Source organism: Methylocaldum sp. MU1018 (assembly GCF_053646775.1).
The window spans coordinates 3,557,854-3,581,542 of the sequence record NZ_CM132195.1 but is presented as its reverse complement, the minus strand read 5'-3'; the positions used below and the strand labels follow the sequence as shown (position 1 = coordinate 3,581,542).

Here is a 23,689-nt window from a genome sequence, read left to right as displayed (position 1 = left end):
ATGCTTTGCACGACGACACCTTCGAAACGGAACTCAAGCTGCTCCTCGAGGCGATCTACCTCAGGTTTCACTACGACTTTCGCCATTACGCGCCGGCCTCCCTGAAGCGACGGTTCGACCTCGCCATGAGCCGGTTCGGCTGCCGCTCGCTGTCGGGGCTCCAGGAGCGAGTCCTGCACGATGCCGGCGTTTTCCCGGAGCTTTTGTCGTTTCTCACTATCATGGTGAGCGAGATGTTTCGCGACCCTGCTTTCTACCGGGCTCTGCGCGAAAAAGTGGCGCCGTTTCTGCAGACTTACCCGTCCCTGAAGGTTTGGGTCGCGGGGTGCAGCACCGGCGAGGAGGTGTACTCCCTCGCCATCCTGCTGCAAGAAGAGGGGCTGCTCGATCGAAGCCTGATTTATGCGACGGACATCAATCCGGAAGCGCTGCGGAAGGCCAAAACGGGCATCTACGACCTGGATCGGATCGCCCGGTTCAGCGAAGCCTACCAGACCGCGGGCGGACGTGTGTCGCTGTCCGACTATTACACCGCAGCCTACGGCTCGGCCGTGTTCGACAAGGCCCTTCGCAGAAACGTTGTATTTTCCGACCACAGCCTTGCGACCGACAACGTTTTCGCCGAGGTCCAGCTCGTCACCTGCCGCAATGTCCTCATCTATTTCGACCGTGCATTGCAAAATCGGGCGATCGGGCTGTTTCGGGATTCGCTCTGCCGCAAGGGCTTTTTGGCCCTGGGCGCCAAGGAGACGCTGAAATTTTCGGATCATGCCGAGGATTTCAGCGTGTTCGCGGGTACCGAAAAGATTTACCAGAAGCTATGAGATTCGAGAGTCCACCAGCGGCAACCCCGGTCCGACCGGACGTGATCGTGGTGGGTGGCTCCGCCGGGGCCCTCGATGCGCTCTCGATCTTGCTCGCCGACCTGCCCGGCGAGTTCGCCGTGCCCATCGTCGTCGTCCTGCACCTGCCGCGCAACAGGCCGAGCGTGCTGTCCGAGGTCTTGGCGGCCAAGACGGGCCGGCCGGTGCGGGAACCACAGGATAAGGAACCGGCCTCACGCTCGATGATTTATGTCGCCCCGCCCGATTATCATCTGCTCATCGACCGAGGCTTGACGTTTGCTCTTTCGGTGGACGAGCCGGTGAATTTCAGTTTACCTTCCATCGATGTTCTGTTCGAATCTTCGGCCGATGCCGTCGGCACGCGGCTGATCGGGGTCCTGCTCTCCGGCGCCAACGCCGACGGCGCGCGCGGCCTCAAAGCCATCGAAGACGCCGGCGGGCTCGCCATCATCCAGGCCCCGGAAGATGCCTCGATCCCGGCAATGCCGAACGCCGCCATCGCCCTGTGCGAGCACGCTCGGGTCATGCCGGTCGGCGATATTCGCAAGTACCTGCTCCGGTTGGCGGGGTGCGACGGAGCAAACGAGCACCAAGGAGAGCCATGATCGCTAAGCCGAAAATCCTGCTGGTCGACGACCGCGAGGAGAACCTCGTTGCGCTGGCGGGCCTTTTGAGCGGGCATGAAGTCGATCTGCTGCGCGCGCGCTCCGGCGAGGAGGCGCTGGATCTTCTGCTCGCGCACGAGGTGGCGCTGGCGCTCGTCGACGTGCAGATGCCGGGCATGGACGGATTCGAACTGGCCGAATTGATGCGAGGAACCGAGCGCACCCGCGAGATCCCCATCATCTTCGTCACCGCCGGCATTCGCGATCAGACGCGGGTATTCAAAGGCTACGAATCGGGGGCGGTGGACTTTCTGTTCAAACCGCTGGACCCGCGCATCCTGTCCGGCAAGGTCGCCGTTTTCATGCAGCTCTACCGGCAAAAGCAGGAACTGGCCGAGCGCGTGTGCGAGCTGGAAGTCGCTCTCGCGGAGCGCCGGCAGATCGAAGATGCGTTGAAGGCGGCCGACCGCCGCAAGAATGAATTTTTGGCCATGCTCGGCCACGAGCTTCGGAATCCGCTGTCGCCGATCAAGAATGCCGCGCAAATCATGAAGAGAATGAACGTATCGGATCCCAAGCTCCAGATGGTTCAGCAGGTCATCGATCGACAAACCGACCATCTGGCCCGGCTGGTGGACGATCTCCTGGACATCTCGCGGATCGAGCGAGGCAAGATCGCGATCCGGAAGGAGGTCGTTGATCTGATCGCGGTGGTCGATCAATCGCTGGAAGTCAGCCGGCCTCTGATTCAGTCCCGTCAGCACGAATTGATCGTCTCGGTCCCGAATGCCCCCGTTCCGCTCGTCGGCGACGGCGAGCGTCTGGCCCAACTGATCTCCAATCTGCTCAACAACGCCGCCAAATACACGCCCGCGGGCGGCACCATTTGGCTGACCGTGACGCGGGAAGACGGCACCGCCCTGATCCGCGTGAAGGACACGGGAGAAGGCATTTCACAGGCGCTGCTGAGCCAGATTTTCGATGTTTTCGCGCAGGCGGAAAGAACCTTGGATCGCTCGCAAGGGGGGCTCGGGCTCGGCCTGGCCATCGCCAAAAAGCTGGTGGAACTGCACCAGGGGCGAATCGAGGCCCACAGCGAAGGACCGGGGAAGGGCAGCGAGTTCTCGGTGTGGCTGCCGGTAGCGGCTTGATGCCCCGCGCCGTGTGCCTCGCGGCGAAGGTTCAGATAAAGACTGAGAGAAGGCTCAAGACGAGTTCTGTCTAACGTCGAAACGTTGTTTCGGGTTATCGAGGAGGATCTGCGTCATGGCCGATACACGAATCCATTCCGCGCCGGAAAGTCAATCCGTCGCCTTGGTAACCGGCACGTCCACAAATGGGTCAAGCCGAGTTCCGCGACCCGCAACGAAGTCCTCGACTGCACCGTGGCCCTATCTGTCGACGTCAGGAAAGCCGTCGAGATCGCGGCGACCGTCGAAGCGAGGCTGACCCACAAGCCGGCCGAAGCGCCGCTTACGCCGGAAGCGCGGAACGCCCGCATCCGGGCCGAATGGAATGGGCGGAACGTGAGAGAGCTGATGAAGCGCCACGGCGTCAGCCGCAGCACGGTGTATCGGGTGGTTGGGAAGTAGGTGGGGCATCAAAACGCCGAAGCCTGATCCGTTTTCTCTGACTTATTGCCGTGCTCAATATCAAAGAAAGTGTCGAGATTTTTTACGTCTCTCGGCCTGCCTCTCACTATGCACAATAACATGCTGTTTTATCAATAACTTTACAATTTGGCTCGAATTTTGCTTAATAATTAATTAATGAGCAGACAGTTCGTGTTGGCCTAAGGAAGCTCTGATTAAGTCCTTCGACTTCGCTCAGGACAGGCTTGTCGAACCCTAAACGGAATCCACTTGTTCAGTGCTTCCCTAACTGGACACTCAGCTTTAATTGGGGCGCCTATGCCGAACAGCGGCTGATATTTCAATGGCTTGGGGGAGGTATGACGATGGAAATAACTATGGTATTTGCGCTCGGTGTGGTGGCGGTGCGTGTGGGCATGCTTGTGGCAGGGGTGCTGTTCTGCTGGTTCGGATACCGTCTTTTCGCGCAAACAAAATCTCACGGTAGTGCCGAAATCTCAGTCAAAGACGAATTAAAGCTCAACATCCAGCAGGTCGGTCCCGGCGTATTCTTCAGTTTGTTCGGCGCGGCCATTCTTGTGTACAACATTCACAAGGCGCCGACGCTCGATATTGATGGAAAGGGGATCGGCATAGGCATGCCGTCTGGACCGACGCGCGTCGTGCCGCAGTCAATACATATTTCAGGAGTACAGCCGTCGGATACCCAGATCCTGAACGATAAAGCCCGCCTCTTGCAGCTCCAAGAGCAGATCGCATTCACCAATCGGCTTGCCGCATCGGGCGCAGTATCGTCCAGCGATCAAATCGATCTCGCACGACTGACACGTGATATCAAGTTGTCGCTTATGCGATCGTTATGGAGCGCATCATGGGGTGATTACGCCGAGTTTGAAGCTTGGGCGCTAGATCCAGCGTCGCCCGCACCGAATGCGGACGCACTCAAGATTTTCGAACGTCAATCGCGTGTAGATCATGTCGTTGCGCAACTAGGGGAGCTTTCTACATTGCTCGACGACCGGGATCTTCAGGGGATGCAGATCGCCTGGGCAAAATCGCTCGCACCCGAAGACATCAGGCCGCGACATAGCCACGAACCGAGATTGAGGCCGACCGGAGACGACCTTGCTGCCACACAGCCTTGGACCGGCTTCTTTGCCGGCCAGGCGCAATTTGCAAGCGGTGGTCGCGCACCGCTGGAAGTGATAATGCGGGTGAACGGAGACGGCCCGCTGATTACAGGCGACGTGATGCTGGGCGGAATTCGAGGCCGCGTAGAAGGGCGTTATGAAAATGCAACGCGCGCAAACGCAACCTGGACGGTTGCGGGAGACACCTACCATTTGACGTTGGATACCGGCTCAACGCCTGGACATCTGAATGCGTCGTACCAGTCTACAGTTGATTCTGCAAAAGGCCGTTGGATACTTGAGAGGGCGTCGAGAGTTACCGGGAATTAAGAGAATGAAAGGGGCTAGTGTCTCAATCGGGCTGAATTGACGGATACAGCCGTTTGAGTTTGATCCGCGCATCGGCGGTGGTGAACCGCCACTCTACCGTGCGGTGAGCCGTATTCCGCTCGGCTTCCCACGCCGCAATTTCACGGGTCAGGATGGCCGAGTTGGGAATCCGGCGGTCCAGGCACTGAGTGGCCAGGGCGCTCAACTCAATCTCGGCCATGTTCAGCCAACTGCCATGCTTAGGGGGTAGTGTATTTCCCGGCGCTCCAGGAGCCGCCGGGCTTCATCGGGCGCAAACGCCTGATGGAGCGCGGCCGGCCGGTGCGTGTTCAGGTTGTCCATCACCAGGACGATCTTCTCCGCCTGAGGGTAGTGCACGTCTACCAGAGATCCCGAATCACCTCCGCGAAATCCACCGCCGTGCGCCGCTCAGTAACCTTGACATGGCGGTATCCCGCCAAAGGTTCGAAGAGCATGAACAGGTTGGCGGTGCCACACCGCTCGTATTCATAATCGTAACGCTCCACCTGGCCGGGTTCCGCGGGCAAAGGCTGGCGAGTTTCCGCGACGAGTTGCTTACCGCATTCGTCCAGACAGACTTTCGGCCGCTTCGGATCATAAGGCCGGGTATACACCTCGAGGACATCCTCCATCGCGCAGACAAACTCGGCATTGGCGCTGGGAGGAATCACCCATGGCTTGTTCAGCCAGGGCTTGAGCGTGTTTTTTCAGCGTGGTCCGGATGCATTCGGGGCGGATCGAGGGGACCACTTCGAGTGCTTCGAAGTGTTGAGCCAGCAGCTTCAACGTCCAACGGGCATGGCCCTCGGGCGCCGGGCCACAGGCTAGGGCGATCAAGCGTGCCGCCTGCGCCCCATCCAGTTTGTGAAACTGCCGCCCGGTCGGCTTTTTCCGAGAGAGCGCAGCGTCCAGGCTGGATTCCACGAACGCCTGCCGGACCCGATGAATCGTCGAGAGGCTCGTATCGAACGCTTCCACGATCTTGCCATCGCTCCACCTCGGTCCGTCTTTGCCCGGGTCCGCTTTCAATAGAATCCGCGCCCGTGTCAACATCGTCGCGGCATGGCGCCCCTTCGTCAGTAACTGCTCCAAGGTGTCGCGTTCGGCCTTGGTGAGCCGGACAAGATAGCGGACCATAACAGGGAACTCTCCAGAATGAACGAGGGCCACCGTCTTTCATTCCAGCCTTCACTCTGTCAACTGAGTACGGTTAGGGTACTAGTTCGGCGTATGGCACTGAACGCGATCCGCCACAATGACCCGTCGAAAGACAGCCTTCGCCGCCGAAAGCGCCGGGCTTCGCTCAATGACGACTACCGTTCTCAATTGATTTTCGGGAACCCTCGGACATAGCGCGATTACCCTGGGCGATGAGCCCAAGCGCCTTGTACTGCAAGGGCAATTGTTCTAATGTAGACTTTTGGCAAATTTCCCGAAAAAGGGCGGTTATGACCATTCGGAATGCATTTTATGCCCAATCCGGCGGTGTCACCGCCGTGATCAACGCATCGGCGTGCGGCCTGATCGAAGCCGCGCGGCGGCATCGCGACCGTATCGGCCATGTTTACGCGGGGCGGAACGGTATTATCGGCGCTTTGACCGAGGATCTCATCGACACCGGCCAGGAATCCGATCAAGCCATTGCCGGGTTGCGGTATACGCCGGGCGGCGCCTTCGGTTCCTGCCGCTACAAGTTGAAAGGGCTCGACGAGAGCAAGGCGCAATACGAGCGGCTGATCGAAGTTTTCAAGGCTCACGACATCGGCTATTTCTTCTATAACGGCGGCGGCGATTCGGCCGATACCTGCCTCAAGGTGTCGCAGCTTTCCGAAAAGATGGGCTATTCCTTGTGCGCCATCCATATTCCCAAGACCGTCGATAACGATCTGCCCGTTACCGACAACTGCCCCGGCTTCGGTTCCGTAGCCAAATACATCGCCGTATCCACCCGTGAAGCCAGTTTCGACGTGGCGTCGATGGCGGCCACCTCCACCAAGATATTCGTCATCGAGGTGATGGGCCGCCACGCCGGCTGGATCGCGGCGGCCGGAGGTCTGGCGGCCGACGAAAAGCGCGATATTCCTCTGGTCATCCTGTTTCCCGAAATTCCCTTCGACCAAGCCAAATTCCTGGCGGCGGTCGACGAAAAGGTCAAGCGCTACGGTTATTGCTCGATCGTGGTTTCCGAAGGCGTGAAAGATGCGGACGGCAAATTCCTGGCCGACGCCGGCGTCAAGGATGCTTTCGGCCACACCCAATTGGGCGGCGCCGCTCCCGTTATCGCCGCGCTCGTCAAGAATGCGCTGGGCTACAAATATCACTGGGCGCTGGCCGACTACCTGCAGCGCGCCGCCCGGCACATGGCTTCAAGAACCGATGTCGAACAGGCTTACGCTCTCGGCAAGGCCGCCGTCGATCTGGCCTTGGCGGGCCGGAATGCGGTCATGCCCGCCATCGTCCGCACGTCCGATTCGCCTTATCGATGGGAGATCGGCCACGCCAGCTTGTCCGACGTGGCCAACGTGGAAAAGAAAATGCCGCGGGAATTCATTTCTCCGGACGGCTTCGGCATCACCGATGTCTGCCGCGCCTATCTGCTGCCCTTGATCGAGGGTGAAGATTACCCGCCGTACGAAGACGGCTTGCCGGATTACGTCGTATTGAAAAATGCGCCGGTCCCCAAAAAGCTGACCACCTCATTCGCAATTTGATGTCCGAGTTCGTGGCCCATGTGATGTAAAAACAAAAAATCAGCAAAAAAGGAGGAGAAAATGGCCTATTTACTCGTCGCCCGCGCGCAGGAGGGCGTCCGGCAGGTGCTGAACGACCGCCGTTGTAAATTGATCGCCGGTCTGGGATTCATCGAGTTTCTATACATCGGTTTTTTTGTCGGCTGGGGCGCGGCTTTCGCGTTCACAGCCGCGGTTGCCGCCCTGATCTACGGAATCCTTTCCATTGCCTGGATCAATGCCCAGTCGCCGGGCAATGCGCGCATGGTGGAAATCGCCTCCGCCATTCAGCAAGGCGCCGAGGCGTACTTGAACCGGCAATACAAAACGATCGGCCTGGTCGGCGGCATTCTCTTCCTGCTCATCGGTTTTGCCCTCGGATGGGCCGTCGCCATCGGCTTTGCCGTCGGCGCGGTGCTGTCCGGCGTCGCCGGTTACATCGGCATGAACATCTCGGTGCGCTCCAATTCCCGGACCGCGCAGGCCGCTTATCAAGGCATGAACGCCGCGTTCACCGTCGCCTTTCGTGGCGGCGCCGTCACCGGCCTGTTGGTGGTCGGTTTGGGGCTGCTGGGCGTCGCCGGCTACTATGTGGTTCTGAAGGCAGCCGGCGTCGAAGATCCTTTGCACGCCTTGGTGGGGCTCGCCTTCGGCGGTTCCTTGATTTCCATTTTCGCTCGTCTGGGCGGCGGCATCTTCACCAAGGGCGCCGACGTCGGCGCGGACCTGGTGGGCAAGGTGGAGGCCGGGATTCCCGAGGACGATCCCCGGAATCCTGCCGTCATCGCCGACAACGTGGGCGACAATGTGGGCGATTGCGCCGGTATGGCCGCCGACTTGTTCGAAACCTACGCGGTGACCATCGTCGCCACCATGCTGCTGGCCAGCCTGTTGACCGCAGGGTCGGAGAAAGCCGTCGTTTATCCCCTGGTGCTCGGCGGAATTTCTATCATAGCGTCCATTATCGGCACTTCTTTCGTGGAGGTCTCCGAGGGGCGCAAGATCATGAGCGGCCTCTACAAAGGCGTCATCGTCTCCGGCGGCCTGTCCGCCCTGGCGTTCTATCCGGTCACTCTGGCATTGTTCGATGAGGGCGTTTCGTTTGCGGGCGCGTCGATTTCGGCGCACGGCATTTATTTCTCCGCCCTCATCGGTCTCGTGTTGACCGGCGTCATGGTCGCCATCACCGAATACTATACGGCGACGGAATTCAAACCCGTTCAGCATATCGCTTCGGCATCCACCACGGGACACGCCACCAATATCATCGCGGGCCTCGGCATCTCCATGAAGTCGACGGCGGGCCCGGTTCTCGCCGTATGCGCCAGCATCTGGGGCGCCTACGAACTGGCCGGTTTGTTCGGCATCGCCGTGGCGGCCACCGCCATGCTGTCCATGACCGGCATGATCGTTGCGCTGGATGCCTACGGCCCCATCACGGACAACGCCGGCGGCATTGCCGAGATGGCCGAACTGCCCGACGAAATCCGCAACATTACCGATCCTCTCGATGCCGTGGGCAACACCACGAAAGCGGTTACCAAGGGTTACGCCATCGGCTCCGCCGGACTTGCCGCGCTCGTGCTGTTCGCCGACTACACTCACAACCTGGGCGGCGGCGTCAGCTTCGATTTGTCGAGCCATATGGTGGTCATCGGGCTCTTCATCGGCGGCCTGGTGCCTTATCTGTTCGGCGCTCTGGCCATGGAAGCCGTGGGGCGGGCCGCGGGCGGAATCGTCAACGAGGTGCGGCGGCAGTTCCGGGAGATTCCCGGCATCATGGACCATACCGCCAAGCCCGACTATTCGAAGGCGGTGGACATGCTGACCGCGGCCGCGATCAGGGAGATGATCGTGCCGTCCCTGTTGCCCGTGGCGATACCCATTCTGGTGGGGTTGCTGCTCGGCAAGGAAGCCTTGGGCGGCGTACTGATCGGTTCGATCATTACCGGCTTGTTCGTGGCCATTTCCATGACCACCGGCGGCGGCGCCTGGGACAACGCGAAGAAGTACATCGAGGACGGCCATCACGGCGGCAAGGGGTCCGAAGCTCACAAGGCGGCGGTGACCGGCGATACCGTCGGCGATCCGTACAAGGACACGGCAGGTCCGGCCGTCAATCCGATGATCAAGATCATCAATATCGTGGCCCTTTTGATCATTCCGTTACTGTAAGTCATGCGATGACACCGCGATCGGGGCCGGCTTTTGCCGGCCTCTTTTGTTTCTTGCATTGGATGACCGATCCGGGCGGTTTTCGCGTGGCCATGTCCCTGAACGAACATTCACGATAATAGGTACGAGCATATGGCGCACAAGACGATTTTGAATGCCGCTCATAGGCAGGTGGGCGGACGCATGGTGGAGTTCGCGGGCTGGGAGCTGCCGTTGCATTACGGCTCGCAGGTGGAAGAGCACCATGCGGTGCGGCGCGATGCCGGCGTTTTCGACGTGTCGCACATGACCGTCACGGATCTCGAGGGCCCGGATTGCCGGGAGTTTCTGAGAAAGCTCCTGGCGAACGACGTCGATCGGTTGAGCGGTCCCGGCAAGGCTCTGTACGGCTGCCTGCTGAACGAGAACGGCGGTATCCTGGACGATGTGACCGTTTTCCGCAGGGCAGGGGACCGATTCCGGATGGTGAGCAACGCCGCTACCCGCGACAAGGTCACCGCCTGGATGCGGCAGCACGCTTCCGCATTCTCCTTGAGCATTCTGCCCCGGCAGGATCTCGCGATCATTGCGGCGCAAGGGCCAGAAGCCAGGCGCAAGGCCCATGCTTGCCTGCCCTCCGAATGGCATGAAGCCGTCACTGCCCTGGAGGCATTCGAATTTGCCGAGGCCGGCGATTGGTTCTTGTCGTGCAGCGGCTATACCGGCGAAGACGGTTTGGAAATCATCTTGCCCCATGCCGACGCTCTTCGTCTCTGGCCGGAGTTGATCGCCAACGGCTTTAGACCCTGCGGGCTGGGCGCGCGGGACACCTTGCGCCTGGAAGCCGGGATGCGGCTTTATGGATTGGATATGGACGAGACGGTAACCCCATTGGAGGCAGGGCTGGCTTGGACGGTCGCCTGGGAGCCCGCGGAGCGGCAGTTTGTCGGTCGCGAAACCCTGGAGTCGCAGCGGAAAAGCGGATCGCTGCGCCGCTTTGTCGGGCTGGTGCTGAAGGATAAGGGCGTGCTGCGCCACGGGCAGAAGGTCGTCGTTCCGGAAGTTGGCGAAGGCATCGTCACGAGCGGCATTTTCTCGCCTACGCTGAATCGGTCCATCGCCTTCGCTCGCCTTCCGCCCGGAAGCTACGAGTGCGGCTGGGTGGATATTCGCGGTCAATTGAAGGAGGTGCGGATTACGTTGCCTCGTTTTGTCAAACGGGGTCGCCCAGTTTTCGATCCGGATCGAATATAGCGGCTACTGGGCTAGTATTTAAGAGCGGTTGGCACAAGTTCGCCGGATTGTGTTTGAAGCGCGTCGCATAAACGAAAACCAATGTTCCGCCTTGGAGTGTGAGCGGCCACAGATGAATACCTTGATATTGGCAATCGGCATTATCAGTCTCGGCATGGCGGGTTGGCTCGGTGTCAAACTGATCGCCGCCAGAGGGCGCGCTGCCGGCTCCGATATTCAGGACTCTCCCGTTGCCGAATCCGAGAGGATCAGGACCGAGCCGGTTTCTCCCGAAATTCTCAGGCGTTTGGCGCCATTGGCGGGACTTGGCGAGGAAGAATTGATCGCCTTTGCGTCCGGACGTTCGATGGAGTTCTATCCGGCCGGCACGACGGTTTTCCGTGGCGGCGAGTCACCCGAGACGGCCTTCTTCCTGCTCAAGGGCACGGTTATGATCGGATCGGACCGTGGCGTCAGACTCAAGGTGGATTCGGACAGCGAGGCCGCGCGCTTCCCTCTCGACCGCGATGAGCCCGGCCCGACGGCGAACGCCTGGACGGACGTTTGGGTGCTGCGCGTTCCCGCGGCGATTTTGCAGCAGTATGCCGAGAAGTCGAAGGCTCGGTCGATAACGCCGCCCGATCTGGCCCGCTTGCCGGTTCCTCCTGCGCTCGGCGGAAGCAGTTTGTATTACGTCTTCTGTCACACCTTCCACAAAGGCGCGCTCGATCTGCCGGCTTTTCCGTCCGTCGCGTTCAAGCTGAGACAAGCCATGATGCGCAAGGACATCGACTTCGTACAGGCCGCCAAAATCGTGCAGATGGACCCGTCGCTGGCGACCAAGCTGGTCCAGGTGGCCAATTCCCCGCTGTATTTCACGGCCGATCCCGTCAAGACGTGTCAGAGCGCCATTGCCCGCCTGGGGCTGGTGACGACCCGCAATCTCATTTTCAGCATGGGCATGAAGGGGCTGTTCAGCGCCCGCAACCCGGAGATCAGAAAACTCATGCAGGACGTGTGGAAGAGCAGCGTTCATCTGTCGGCGGTCGCTTCCGTGCTGGCGGCGAAAACCGGCCGGGTCGATCCCGATAAAGCGCTGTTGGGCGGCTTGATCGTTCGCATCGGCGCCATTCCTTTTCTTTCCTTTGCCGAAAAATTTCGGTCTGAGTATCATGACTCCGCGGAGCTCGAGGCGGCATTGTCGATGGTCCAGGGACCGGTGGGGCGGTATTTGCTCACCCAATGGGAGTTTGCCGAGGAATACCTCGATCTTCCGGTCACGGCCGAGCAGTGGAGCTACTCGTCCGGCACGGAACGGCCGGATTTGGCCGATATCGTCCGCCTGGCGGCCTGGCACAGCCGCGTCGGGACGTCCAGGGCGGGAGCTTTGCCGCCGATTACCGAATTACCCGCCTATGCCAAGCTCAAGGATGCCGCTTTGACGCCGGGGCAATCGCTCAAGGTGTTGCACGACGCCAAGGAGCAGATTGCCGAAACGTTGAGCGTATTGAGTCAATAGTGTATGTAAGCGCTTTCGACGGCGCCCTGTGATAGATTTGAGAAATATGAGCAACCCATTACTCGATATGGAAGGTCTTCCGCCGTTTTCCCGCATCAGGGCCGAGCACGTCATGCCGGCGGTCCGGCGGCTCCTGGACGAGAATCGCGCGGCGATCGCGAAACTGCTTGAACCCAGCAAAGCATACGCCTGGGAAAACCTGGTGGAGCCGCTGGAAGATTTGGATGACCGGCTCAACAAGGCATGGTCGCCGGTGAGCCACATGAATGCCGTGGTGAACAGCGACGAACTTAGAGAGGCCTACAATGCCTGTCTGCCGCTGTTGAGCGAATACGCCACGGAAATCGGGCAGAACGAGGATTTGTACGCGGCCTACCGCAGCCTCGCCGAAGGCGCCGGCGCATCCGGGCTGGACACCGCGCAAAAGAAGATCGTTGAAAACGCTCTCAGGGATTTCCGTTTATCCGGGGTCGAGTTGCCGCCGGAAAAAAAATCCCGCTTCAAGGCAGTTGCGCAAGAACTCTCGAAGCTTTCCAGCCAGTTTCAGGACAACGTGCTCGACGCAACCCATGCCTGGAGCAAACTTATAGAAGACGAAAAACGGCTAAGCGGCTTGCCCGACTCAGCGATCGCGATGGCGCGTCAATCGGCGGCGGCGCAGGACAAGAGCGGTTGGCTGTTCACCCTGGAATTCCCGTCTTACATTGCGGTGATGACTTACGCGGACGATCGGGAGTTGCGCCGCGAGTTCTACGCTGCTTACAGCACTCGCGCCTCCGACCAGGGGCCTGATGGCGGACGCTGGGACAATTCCGAGATCATGGAAAAAATGCTGGCCTTGCGCCACGAGGAGGCGCAACTCCTCGGATTCCCGAACTACGCGGAGTTGTCGCTGGCCACCAAGATGGCGCCGTCGACCGACGAGGTGATGCATTTTCTGAACGATCTGGCGCGCCGCAGCTTGCCGCACGCCAAGAGCGATCTCGAAGATCTGAAAAATTTCGCCGGCCGGGAATACGGCCAGGAAACGCTGGAATCCTGGGATCTGGCTTATTATTCCGAGAAGCTGCGGCAGCACAAGTTCGCCCTGTCCGAAGAAGAGATTCGAACCTATTTTCCCGTGACCCGCGTGGTTCCCGGGATGTTCGGCGTGGTCGAGCGCTTGTACGGGCTTCGGATTCAGGAAAAAACCGGCGTGGATGTCTGGCATCCGGACGTGAAGTTCTACGAGATTCATGACCGCGCGGGCGAGTTGCAGGGCGGTTTCTATCTGGATCTTTATGCCCGTCCCAAAAAACGCGGCGGGGCCTGGATGGACGAATGCGTCACCCGGCGCAGAATCGGCCGGAAGATTCAGCGTCCGGTCGCGTATCTGACCTGCAATTTCACGCCTCCCACGAATGGCGAGCCCTCCCTGCTGCGGCACGACGAGGTCCTGACCCTGTTCCATGAATTCGGCCACGGGTTGCACCATATGCTGACCAAGGTCGACTATCTCGGCGTTTCCGGCATCCACGGCGTCGAATGGGACGCCGTGGAACTGCCGAGCCAGTTCATGGAGAACTTCTGCTGGGAGCCCGAGGCGCTGGGGCTCATATCGGGCCACTACCGGACCGGCGAGCCCTTGCCGAAAGACCTGCTGGACAAGATGATCGCCGCCCGCAATTTCCAGTCCGGCATGCAGATGGTCCGCCAGCTCGAATTCAGCCTTTTCGATTTTCGTATTCATTCGGAATACGATCCGAGTCGGGGCGGGCGGATTTACCCGATTCTCGACGATGTCAGAAAACAGGTGGCGGTATTGATTCCGCCGTCGTTCAACCGCTTCCCGCACAGTTTCTCGCACATCTTCGGCGGCGGCTACGCCGCCGGCTATTACAGCTACAAATGGGCGGAAGTCTTATCCAGCGACGCCTTCTCGCTGTTCGAGGAAAAAGGCATTTTCGCGCCCGACGTCGGCCGTTCGTTCCTGGAAAACATCCTCGAACGGGGCGGCAGCCGCAAGGCGATGGAGCTTTTCGTCGCGTTTCGCGGCCGCGAGCCGACGATCGATGCCTTGCTTCGGCACAACGGCATCGTCGAAGCGGCCTAGCGGATCGAGCGGGATAACGGCGAGCCCGCCGCGCCGCGCGGTCCGCTCGCCGTTTCTTCGGCCCGCCGATCCGTATTGTCGCCCGGATCGTCGAACCGGCTCGAGCGGAGATGCTCTCGAGTCGCGGTTTCTCGTAACGAAACTTAATCCATAACAACGACACCTATGCCATACCGGCCGATTGCCAGGGATTACGCTGTTCTCTGGTGTGTTCTCGTCTTCTCCGGACTCGCTCTCAGACCTCTTGCACCCGTCGATGAAACCCGAGCGGTCTCGGTGGCCTGGGAGATGTGGCTGCGGGGCGATTTTCTCGTGCCGCATCTGAACGGCGAACCGTATAGTCACAAACCGCCGCTTTTCCAATGGCTTATCCATCTCGGTTGGCTCATCTTCGGCGTCAATGACTGGACGCCGCGAATGATCGGCCCCTTGTTCGGCTTGGCCAATCTCGTTCTGACCGAGCGCCTGGCGCGTCGGCTCTGGCCCGATCGGGAACCGGTGTCCCGCCTGGCGCCTTTGACTCTGCTGGGCCTCGCGGTTTGGGGCCTGTGGACGACCCTCACCCTCTACGACATGCTGGTGACCTTTTTCGCCCTGCTGGGCGTGCTGGGCCTCTTGCGGGCGGCCCGGGAAGATTCCTATCTCGGCTGGCTGATGACGGCCGCCGGAATCGGCGGAGGCGTGTTGTCCAAGGGCCCCATAATCTTGCTGTTCATATTGCCGACGGCTTTGCTGGCGCCGTGGTGGATAGGGCGGAATCCGCGCTCGGGCTGGGCCGGATGGTACGCGAGCGTGCTGGCGGCCACCCTCTTGGGCGCGGTCGTGGCGCTGGCGTGGGCTATACCCGCCGGACTGTCGGGCGGCGAAGAATACCGCCGAGCCATTTTTTGGGGCCAATCGGTCGGCCGTATCGCCAACTCCTTTGCGCACAAGCGATCCTGGTGGTGGTATGCGGCCATCTTGCCGCTCTTCCTGTTTCCCTGGGTTCTCTGGCCGAAGCTCTGGTATAACGCGGCAAAGCTGAGAGCGGACCCGGGATTACGCTTCTGCGCGCTTCATATCGGAACCGTACTGATCCTGTTGACAGCCATCAGCGCCAAACAAATTCATTACCTGCTGCCTTCCTTGCCGGTTTGGGCGCTGATCTTCGCCCGCGTATTCGGCGATCCGTCGATTCGGCTCGGGCGCGTGGGCCTTAGGGCTTTCGGGACCGTCGTGCTCGGTTCGGGGCTGGTGCTGGCTCTGCTTCCCACCTTCGCGGGCGGCGTCGGCGGTACGGTCATGGAAGTCGCCGAAAAATCGCCGCTCGCTGCGAAAGTGCTGATTATCGGGCTGGGCGCCTTGCTATGGCTATGGCGGCCTGCCGGCCCGGCATCGATGGTGCGGGGCGTCGCGGGCGCGATGATCGGGGTCGCGCTGGCCGCGCATCTGATTTATGTCGAGGCGGGACGATCCCACCTCGACATGCGGCCTATGGGCGCGCGCCTCGCTCGATTGCAGGCGCAGGGAGCCGCGATCGCCCATTGGGAAAAATACAGCGGGGATTTTCAATTCGTCGGGCGGCTGCAAGCGCCGCTACAGGTGCTTGACGAGCGCACCGTGCTGTCCGGATGGCTGGCGGCGCATCCCGATGATTATGTCGTCATCGTCTATCGCGACCGCCAAAAAAACCTTGAAGCGAACGCCGAATTCGCCCAGCCTTACCGGGGCAGTCATCGCGTCGGACTCTGGAAGGCGTCCGTTTTGCTCGCGCGGCCGGACATATTGGGGAGCCTGATCGATTAGGCGCGGGATAGAGCAGAGCGGCCGTTGACAATGGCGTAGTTCTACGTGTGATATGTACTCCCCGATCCTTGCTCCCCCCGTTTCGAGACGCTCATGACCGTAAAATTGAAACCCGTAGTGCTGTTGATCCTGGCGGCGGTCTTAGTGGCCGGCTGCGCCACCCGGCAGCCGCCGAAGCCGTCGAAGAAAATCGGCAAGGCCGACGTCGTTCCCCCGCTCCGCCCGTCCCGGAATTCCGACGGGCGGACGATCGCGGTCGCGCCGCGCGCGTCCGCTTCGATCCGTAGCGGCCTATCGGCCGGCAGCCGTTACCGGGCATCCCGAATCACCGGAGATTACGCCGGCTACCCGGCGCTGCAACAGTTCATCGATCACATGATCAGCCGGCACGGATTTTCCCGCGAGTATCTGAACGGCGTTTTTTCGCAGGCCAAGCGCAAGCAGTGGACGCTCGATTATCTGGGCAAAGAATCCGGCACGGCCGGGCCGCCGCGTCCCGGCGCCTGGTCGCGTTACCGTTCCAAGTTTCTCACCGAGAAGCACATCTCCAGCGGGACCGCCTTCTGGCGCCGCTACGCCGCGGAGCTGGACCGCGCCAGCACGCTGTACGGCGTGCCGCCCGAGTACATCCTCGGAATCATGGGCGTCGAGACGATTTACGGCGCCAACGTAGGCAATCATCGGGTGATCGATGCGCTGACCACGTTGTCGTTCGACTATCCTCGCCGCGGCCAATATTTCCAAACCGAGTTGGAAAAGTTCCTGCTGATGACGCGGGACGAACGGGTCGACCCGTCCCAGCCGGTGGGATCTTATGCCGGCGCGATGGGGCTGGGGCAATTCATGCCCAGCAGTTTTCTGCAATGGGCGGTGGATTTCGACGGCGATAACCATCGCGATCTGTGGAACCCGGTCGACGCCATCGGCAGCATCGCCAACTATTTCGCGGCCCACGGCTGGCGGCCGGGCGAGCCGGTGGTAACCGCGGCCCGGGGCGGCGCCATGGCCAGGAATCTCGAATCCGGATTCGATACCCGCTATTCCTTGGCAGCCCTGAGCAACTACGGAATTCAACCCGTCGCCGCCTCGCTGGACAGCGATTCGACGGTGCGCCTGCTCCGCCTCAGCGCCGATTCCGGCGACGAATACTGGCTCGGGCATCAGAACTTCTACGTGATCACCCGCTACAACCACAGCACCCACTACGCCATGGCCGTGCACCAGCTCGCGCAGGCGATCAAGCGGCGCTATTTCGAGAGCGTGGCGTCATTGCAGTAACCGGAGACGGTATTTTCGGTTGCTCGAACGGGCTGGCCCGGCGGTAGAAAAAAGCCCGCGCGAAGCGGGCTTTTTCGCCGGAACCGATGGCGGCTAAAACGCGATCTTCCCGTACACCGTGGCATAGGGCGAATTGTCGCGCAGCCGTTTATAGGTGACTTGCGGATACCAGGTTCCGCTGGTGGCGGGCAGGGTCGTCAATACGTCGAAGCGCTGACCGGATGAAATGTCCACGCTGGTGACGGTTTTCGGGGTCGGCAGGGCGCGCCCATCCCGGACATAGACCGTGAAGGGCTTGAGCTTTCCGGCACCGTCCTTGATGGCGAAGGTGCCGTTGGTGGAATGTAGTCCGACGAGCCGCAGCGCGACTTTTTTCGAGGTCGCCGCCGCGAGCGATATCGCCGGCGCAGAAACGGTTTTGCCTTCCTTGCCGCTGATGAGGAAGTACTGCGGATTGTAGTCGCCGAATACGGTCGAGTCGCCGCTTGCGGTGTGATAGGCCGGGTCCGCCGTGCCGAGCACGTAGATCTGCGAGTAGTCGTAGGCGCTGGCCGGATTAGGCGTGATCCGGTTGAGCAGATTGCCGGCGGCATCCTTGGGCCGAACCACGATCGCGCCGTACATGCCCATTTCCAGATGTTTCACGGTGTGAACATGGCAATGGTACATGTAAGTGCCCTCATGTCCCGTTTGCGGCGTCCAGGTGTAGGTATCGCCGTTCACCGCATTGTTGTTGGTTTCCGGTACGCCGTCTTCGGAGGTCGGAACGTCGGCCCCGTGCAGGTGAATGGTGTGGCCGTTGTAGGGGGCGGCTTCCTGGGGCGTCATCATATTGATCATCAGCGACAGATTGAGTGTGTCGCCCGCGCCCAGCTCGATTGCAGGACCCGGCGACGACCCGCCGCCCATCATCCCGCCGCAGTCGCCGAAGCCCCAGAAGCGCACCGATTGACCGCTGAGCGATTTGCTCAGCGAGCTGACGCAAAAGCTGCGATTGATCGTGGCGGCCTCGGCATTCGCGCCCGGCCCCAGGAGGTCGACGCCGAGCAGCAAGGCCGTCGCGAGTTTTTTATAGCTTCCGATGGACATTAATCTCGGTCTCCGTCATCAGTGCATCATGATCATGGTGGCGACGCCGTTCAGATAAACGCCGTTTGCCGTTTCCATCTGAGCGGTGTGGTTGTGCATCGGATAATGTCCCGGCTGATTCAGATGGAACAGCACATCCGCGGTAGTCATGGGCGGCACGTTGATGGTGTCGAGCTCCTGATACGGGCTGGACTGACGCACGCCGTTGCTGGTCAAAACCTCGAAGTGGTTGGCATGTAAATGCAGGGACTGGCTGTATTGCCCGGCATTGACGATGCGCACCAGGGCGGTTTCGCCGACCATGCCGTCGATGGTCGTCACGGGGTCCATCATGCCTTCGAATCCGCCCAGGCCGTTGATTAAAAAGTAATTGGGTTTATAGACCGCAGTATCGACGATGCCGCCCGAACCCGCGACATCGTTCCAGCGCGGCTTGTCCATGTCGCTGGCCACCCAGGTGCGTTCGAAAGTGTAGGCGGGACCGTCGTCGGTCCAGGCCTGATTGCCGCCGTCCGCCGGGCGGACGATGAAGGCGCCGTACAAGCCCATTTCCCGGTTCACGCTGTTGTTGAGCGTGTCGGAATAAAGATAAGTGCCGGCGCCGGGTGCGGCGAACGAATAGGTTTTGCTGCCGCCGGGCGGGATGGCCGAAAGATCGGTGCTGACGCCCTGAATGACCAGGTTGTGGTCTATCGAATGGTTGTTGACGACGGTCAGGTTGACGACATCGCCTTCGTAGACGGTCAGGGCCGGACCCGGGATTGTCGGATTGGCGGCCCGTTCGCCGTAGCCCCAGACGTTGACGACCGCTCCGCCGGCGCCGTTGACGGGCCAGGTTCCGGGCGACACGTACAGGGTGAAGTTTTGCGTCGCCGCTTCGGCTTGTCCGAACAAAGCCGCGAGGCACCAGGGCGCCGCGTGTCTTAGTTTCAATCGTTTTAGTTTTTTCATGCTTTGACTCTTCTTGGGAAATGGCTGGCCAAGCGATGCGGGGCAGAGCGCTTTCCAATCGGATGCAGGGGCGACTCAGCTGCCCCTGCACGGCACACACTTCGTGCGGAATGCCTTTAACGCGAGATGAAAAGGCTTTAAAACCCGGTCGGATGAACCGCTTGGGCGAGCACGGAAACGATCCGTCAATCGAACGGGTCGAGTCGCGAATGCCGGCGGCTAAAGAGGGCAATTTGCAGGCCAACGTACAAAAACCTGATAAATGGAGGGTTTATGGTTCTGTTTTCGGATGCGCTGCGGCAGAAGACCCAGTGCGGGCGTATCGGGAGGTTTATGCCATCGGTCCCGGCCGTCCCGGACAGAGGGCCGAAATAAGCGATGCCGTCGTAGATCGGCGGTCTTTGCCGGCAACCGTGCCTGGGCGACAATAGCGTCGAATTGTCATCGCATGAGACGACAAGTGCCGAATTCATCCGACCGATTGGCCCGAATTCCCGAGCTGGCCGCGCGTTGGCGTTCCCGGGATTTGAGCGACGCCGCTTATGCGGCGCTGTATTTTCTTAACTGGCAGATCGCGGCGCACGGCCGGCGTTTCGCCTCCCGCAAGTCGAAAAACGATCCGCGGCCGGATGCTTCCGCCTGGCTGGCCGAATTCGACCGATCGGCCGGCAAGGAATTGGAGCGACGGCTGATCGACCGCGTGGAGCGCTATCACTTTCTCGGCATCATCCCGAACGTTTCGGTGGCGCTTTCCGCCTGGTTGCGCGGCGCATGGCCGCTAGTGCTGACCGAGCGCATTCCGGCGCCCGATGATGTGCTGCACATGCAGGCGGCGGGCCGGCGGCCGGTGACCGTCGTCGCCGATTATCCGCGGCTGCTGCGACCGGTTCTCAAGAAACCGAACGGCTTCGCTTTTTTCGTGCACGATCTCGAGCATGCCTTCAAGTTCTTCCACGACCGGGATCTCCATGAAGGCCAGAGGAAATTTTTCAGGTTGATTCTTCAGGCCGTCCGACAGAATTTTTTCAGCCTTTACCTGGGCGATAAGGTTTTCGCGGAAAAATTCGATTACCTCGTCAGCGACATGAATACCCATGTGATCCACAGCCTGCGCTTTCTGGGCGCGATTCTGGTCGAATGCGTCTTGCGTCGGGAAGGAAAGGCGCCGCACGAAACACTGTCGCCGGCGGCCGAGGACGAACTTGCCGGATTACTGCGAGCCTTGAGCCGTTGCTGGGAATTTCCCTCGCGTGCCGAGAAAGCGCTGCTGCGTCTGGTCGACGGCGGATTCGGAGAAGAGGATGCGGTCCTGCTCGAGCAGGCGGTTTCGGGAGTTTTGTAGATACCGTCTCGGCGATCACGATGCAAGCACATAATTGGAGCCTGTTATGAGCTTTTTTGAGGAGGGCGGTCATGAGTCGGTATGACCGAACTCAAACGCCGTTCTTATCCCAGTGATGTCTCCGACGAGGAATGGCGCTTTGTCGCCCCTTATCTCACGCTCGTTCGGGAAGATGCCCCGCAGCGTGAGCACGATCTGCGGGAGGTCTTCAATGCCCTGCGCCGGCTGGTCCGCACCGGCGCCCCTTGGCGCCTGCTGCCGCATGACCTGCCGCCGTGGGCGGCCGTCTACCAACAAACTCAGCGCTGGCTTCGCGCCGGCTGTTTCGAAGCCTTGGTCCATGACCTGCGCGTGCTTCTGCGGCTGGCTGCCGGGCGCGCCGGCCAACCCTCGGTCATGATCCTCGACGGCCGTACCCTCCAGTCGACGCCGGAGTGAGGTAAGCTGGAAAAAGTGGACACCAAAGTTTCCAATGATGAGACGGAGGTGTTGCATGCATGGGTGAACGCATGACGACGGCGCTGGTCAGCCAGTCTCTGTGGCGGGCGGTATCGATCCGGCGGCCCGCTCCGGGCCTGATCCACCATTCCGATCGGAGCCGCCAGTATGTCGCCTACGCCTATCGGGCGCTGCTGGAGCCGTTCGGTTTTCAGGCCTCCATGAGCCGGAAAGCCAACGGTGGGGATAATGCCCCTATGGAGAGCTTCTGGGGCACGTTGAAGAACGAGTTGCTCCATCACCGACGGTACGCTACCCGCCAAGAGGCCATTGCGGAGATCACCGAATGGATCGAAATCTTTTACAACCGCCAACGGCGCCAGGCTCGATTAGGCTATCTGTCGCCCGCGGCCTACGCCCAACCGTTCTATCGGAATCAGCGGGCGGCTTGATCTTTGGCGTCCACGATTGCCAACCGACCTCACCCGGCCATCAGCTAAAGCTGGCGGGCGGATTGGGCGCATTTTCAATACGGACATGGGGCGACTCGAGTCACCCCTATATAAAGTTCCGAACCCGAATCGATGGCATCCGCGCGCATCGGGAAAGGATTCCCGGCCTGCGCGGCGACGCGGTTCGTGGGGCGCGATTCCTTGCCGATGCCGCCGTCCGAATTCCGCATTCGGCGCTTTTAGTATTACCATCCCCCGAAACAAGATTCGAAACGGCCGTGTCGCTTACCGTCAGTCGGTAATGACCGAAACGGAATCCGGATTCGATCACAACACCGCGCAGGCAAGCCCTGCGCCATTTTCGGGCGGAATGGTTCATGTTGCGTGTCAGATTGGCGCTGGTCGTCGCCATCTCTCTGTGTTTTGTTTTCGTGCTCGGTTTCACCCTGTACTGGGGGTCTCACAAAATCGCTCTGTACTCGTCCCGCAGCCAGTCGGCCTACGAGGCTTTCGACCGTTATCAGCAACTGTATCGCGAGGCTTATCGTTACTTTAAGCAGCGTATGGATTTGCTCCTGGTCGACCGGCAGGGCACCGCGGCGGACGTGGAAATGTCTCGGCAGCGCCTGCACGACGCTCTCGAACGGCTGAGAAAGGCGGCGGCGACGGACATCGACGGTGCCGGCGACAGCGGCAGCGAAGCCTGGCAAGGCCGCCAGAGCGAGCTGGACAGCATCGCCCGGCTGAGCGCCTCGCTCGAAGTCGGCGTGCACCGCTTCGACCAGGTCGACCGCCTGCGCCACGAAGGCCGGCGCGACGCGGCATTGCTGCTGCTCTCGGAGGTGCTGGAGGAAGATATCGACCGTAAATTCGACCCGCTCATCGACGACGCCATCGACCGCGAGCGCGAGCGGGCGCTGGTGGCGAAAGAACGCTTGATGGGACTGGTCGGCCTGTCGAGCTGGATTTCCATCAGCACGGCGCTGATCTCGGTGATTTTCAGCATCGCCGCCGGCGTCCTGCTGTTCAGAAGCATCCGCAAGCCGATCGAGGCCCTGATGCGCGGCACCGACGAAATCGCTGCGGGCAATCTGATGTATCGCATCGCCGTCGACAGCCGCGACGAGTTCGGTTATCTCGCCAAGCATTTCAACCAAATGGCCCAGGAGCTGGAAGTCCAGCGGCGCAAGCTCGGCGAGGCGCGCGCCGTGCTGGAACAAAAAGTGGCCGAGCGGACGCTCGAACTGAACCACCTCAACGGCGAACTGCAACGCCTGGACCACGCGCGGCGGCAGTTCTTCGCCGACATCAGCCACGAGCTGCGCACGCCGATCACGGTGATCCGCGGCGAGGCGGAAGTCACCTTGCGCGGCCGAAACAAGGACGCCGAGGAGTACAAGGAATCGTTGCAGCGGGTTCTCGATCTGTCGCTGCAATTGGGCAAGCTGGTCAACGATCTGCTGTTCCTCGCCCGGGCCGAAACCGCGCACATGCAGTTCGAGTGGGAAACGCTCGATCTCGCCGAACTGGTCGTCAACACGGCCGAGGACATCCGCGTGCTGGCACAGGACAAATCGATCGAGGTGGCGCTGAACGTCGCCGAGGCGCCGATGTGGGTTCGCGGCGACAAGCAGCGGCTCCGACAGGTCATTTTCATTCTCGGGGACAATGCCTGCCGGTATTCGAGCGCCGGCGGGCGGATCGCCATAGACTTGGCGGCCGACGGAGGCGAAGCGACCTTGCGCGTCAACGATCGCGGCATCGGCATTCCCGCCCAGGATCTGGAGCTGATCTTCGACCGCTATTACCGCAGCCTGAACGCCCGCCGCTCCAGCGACGACGGCACCGGCCTCGGACTCCCGGTCGCCAAGGCCATCGTGTCCGCTCACGGCGGGGAGATTTCGGCGGACAGCGCCGAAACGTGCGGCACGACATTTGCTGTTACTTTGCCGCTGATCAAACGGAACGAGGACGTCCTCGAAGCGGGCGCCGACGCGTTCGACGGCGCCCCGGAGTACGCCCGGGAATCGGCCGCTTGATATTCAAGGGAATGATTTATTGCAGGACAAGCGCAAATATCTGAACCGAAAACGCTTTTTAGCCG

At 60.7% G+C, this 23,689-nt stretch carries 16 protein-coding genes and 3 pseudogenes; 16 read left to right on the top strand and 3 right to left on the bottom strand.

Annotated features, from left to right (window positions below; genetic code table 11):
- The first annotated feature begins 5 nt into the window (after positions 1-5).
- The 5 genes from ACWJKU_RS16385 (at position 6) to ACWJKU_RS16365 (ending at position 4,502) form a co-directional block, all read left to right on the top strand.
- Positions 6-824, top strand: a complete 819-nt coding sequence (locus ACWJKU_RS16385) for a CheR family methyltransferase (protein WP_454143967.1) — start codon at positions 6-8, stop codon at positions 822-824.
- A complete protein-coding gene (locus tag ACWJKU_RS16380) occupies positions 821-1,450 on the top strand; it encodes a chemotaxis protein CheB (protein WP_454143965.1) in 630 nt (209 codons plus the stop codon). The genes ACWJKU_RS16385 and ACWJKU_RS16380 overlap by 4 nt, the downstream gene beginning before the upstream one ends.
- On the top strand, positions 1,447-2,601 hold the full coding sequence (locus ACWJKU_RS16375) for a sensor histidine kinase (protein WP_454143963.1): 1,155 nt from the start codon (positions 1,447-1,449) through the stop codon (positions 2,599-2,601). Before ACWJKU_RS16380 ends, ACWJKU_RS16375 begins: the two co-directional genes overlap by 4 nt.
- A gap of 234 nt (positions 2,602-2,835) precedes the next feature.
- Complete coding sequence (locus tag ACWJKU_RS16370) at positions 2,836-3,042, top strand: Mor transcription activator family protein (protein WP_454143961.1); 207 nt, start codon at positions 2,836-2,838, stop codon at positions 3,040-3,042.
- Positions 3,043-3,401: 359 nt separating this feature from the next.
- On the top strand, positions 3,402-4,502 hold the full coding sequence (locus tag ACWJKU_RS16365; RefSeq protein ID WP_454143959.1) for a hypothetical protein: 1,101 nt from the start codon (positions 3,402-3,404) through the stop codon (positions 4,500-4,502).
- Between the two features lie 22 nt (positions 4,503-4,524).
- Here the strand turns inward: ACWJKU_RS16365 and ACWJKU_RS16360 are convergent.
- A pseudogene (locus ACWJKU_RS16360) lies at positions 4,525-5,660 on the bottom strand (IS630 family transposase).
- A gap of 311 nt (positions 5,661-5,971) precedes the next feature.
- Here ACWJKU_RS16360 and ACWJKU_RS16355 point away from each other — a divergent pair.
- From ACWJKU_RS16355 to mltB, 7 genes are all read left to right on the top strand, one after another.
- On the top strand, positions 5,972-7,234 hold the full coding sequence (locus ACWJKU_RS16355) for a 6-phosphofructokinase (RefSeq protein ID WP_454143957.1): 1,263 nt from the start codon (positions 5,972-5,974) through the stop codon (positions 7,232-7,234).
- Between the two features lie 60 nt (positions 7,235-7,294).
- Positions 7,295-9,427: a sodium-translocating pyrophosphatase gene (locus ACWJKU_RS16350; protein WP_454143955.1), complete on the top strand. Its 2,133-nt coding sequence runs from the start codon at positions 7,295-7,297 to the stop codon at positions 9,425-9,427.
- Between the two features lie 132 nt (positions 9,428-9,559).
- The gene (gcvT, locus tag ACWJKU_RS16345; protein WP_454143953.1) at positions 9,560-10,660 is read left to right on the top strand and encodes a glycine cleavage system aminomethyltransferase GcvT; all 1,101 of its coding nucleotides are present in this window, start codon (positions 9,560-9,562) and stop codon (positions 10,658-10,660) included.
- A 112-nt stretch (positions 10,661-10,772) separates the two neighbouring features.
- Complete coding sequence (locus ACWJKU_RS16340; protein ID WP_454143951.1) at positions 10,773-12,158, top strand: HDOD domain-containing protein; 1,386 nt, start codon at positions 10,773-10,775, stop codon at positions 12,156-12,158.
- 46 nt (positions 12,159-12,204) lie between these two features.
- Positions 12,205-14,250, top strand: coding sequence for an oligopeptidase A (gene prlC, locus ACWJKU_RS16335; RefSeq protein ID WP_454143949.1), 2,046 nt, complete (start codon positions 12,205-12,207; stop codon positions 14,248-14,250).
- A 276-nt stretch (positions 14,251-14,526) separates the two neighbouring features.
- Positions 14,527-16,035 carry an ArnT family glycosyltransferase gene (locus ACWJKU_RS16330; RefSeq protein ID WP_454143947.1) on the top strand — a complete coding sequence of 503 codons (1,509 nt, stop codon included), beginning with the start codon at positions 14,527-14,529 and terminating at the stop codon, positions 16,033-16,035.
- 93 nt (positions 16,036-16,128) lie between these two features.
- On the top strand, positions 16,129-17,313 hold the full coding sequence (gene mltB, locus ACWJKU_RS16325) for a lytic murein transglycosylase B (RefSeq protein ID WP_454143945.1): 1,185 nt from the start codon (positions 16,129-16,131) through the stop codon (positions 17,311-17,313).
- Between the two features lie 93 nt (positions 17,314-17,406).
- Here mltB and ACWJKU_RS16320 read toward each other — a convergent pair whose 3' ends face one another.
- On the bottom strand, positions 17,407-18,402 hold the full coding sequence (locus ACWJKU_RS16320) for a multicopper oxidase domain-containing protein (RefSeq protein WP_454143943.1): 996 nt from the start codon (positions 18,400-18,402) through the stop codon (positions 17,407-17,409).
- An 18-nt stretch (positions 18,403-18,420) separates the two neighbouring features.
- Complete coding sequence (locus ACWJKU_RS16315; protein ID WP_454143941.1) at positions 18,421-19,353, bottom strand: multicopper oxidase domain-containing protein; 933 nt, start codon at positions 19,351-19,353, stop codon at positions 18,421-18,423.
- 448 nt (positions 19,354-19,801) lie between these two features.
- Between ACWJKU_RS16315 and ACWJKU_RS16310 the strand changes: the two genes are divergently transcribed.
- The 4 genes and pseudogenes from ACWJKU_RS16310 (at position 19,802) to ACWJKU_RS16295 (ending at position 23,624) form a co-directional block, all read left to right on the top strand.
- Positions 19,802-20,695 carry a hypothetical protein gene (locus ACWJKU_RS16310; RefSeq protein ID WP_454143939.1) on the top strand — a complete coding sequence of 298 codons (894 nt, stop codon included), beginning with the start codon at positions 19,802-19,804 and terminating at the stop codon, positions 20,693-20,695.
- 81 nt (positions 20,696-20,776) lie between these two features.
- Positions 20,777-21,130: pseudogene (locus tag ACWJKU_RS16305) on the top strand (transposase); the annotation flags it as partial.
- Positions 21,131-21,192: 62 nt separating this feature from the next.
- Positions 21,193-21,585 (top strand): annotated as a pseudogene (locus ACWJKU_RS16300) (IS3 family transposase); the annotation flags it as partial.
- A gap of 377 nt (positions 21,586-21,962) precedes the next feature.
- Positions 21,963-23,624 (top strand): ATP-binding protein, encoded by a 1,662-nt coding sequence (locus ACWJKU_RS16295; protein WP_454143937.1) that lies wholly within the window; start codon positions 21,963-21,965, stop codon positions 23,622-23,624.
- The last annotated feature ends 65 nt before the right edge of the window (positions 23,625-23,689 follow it).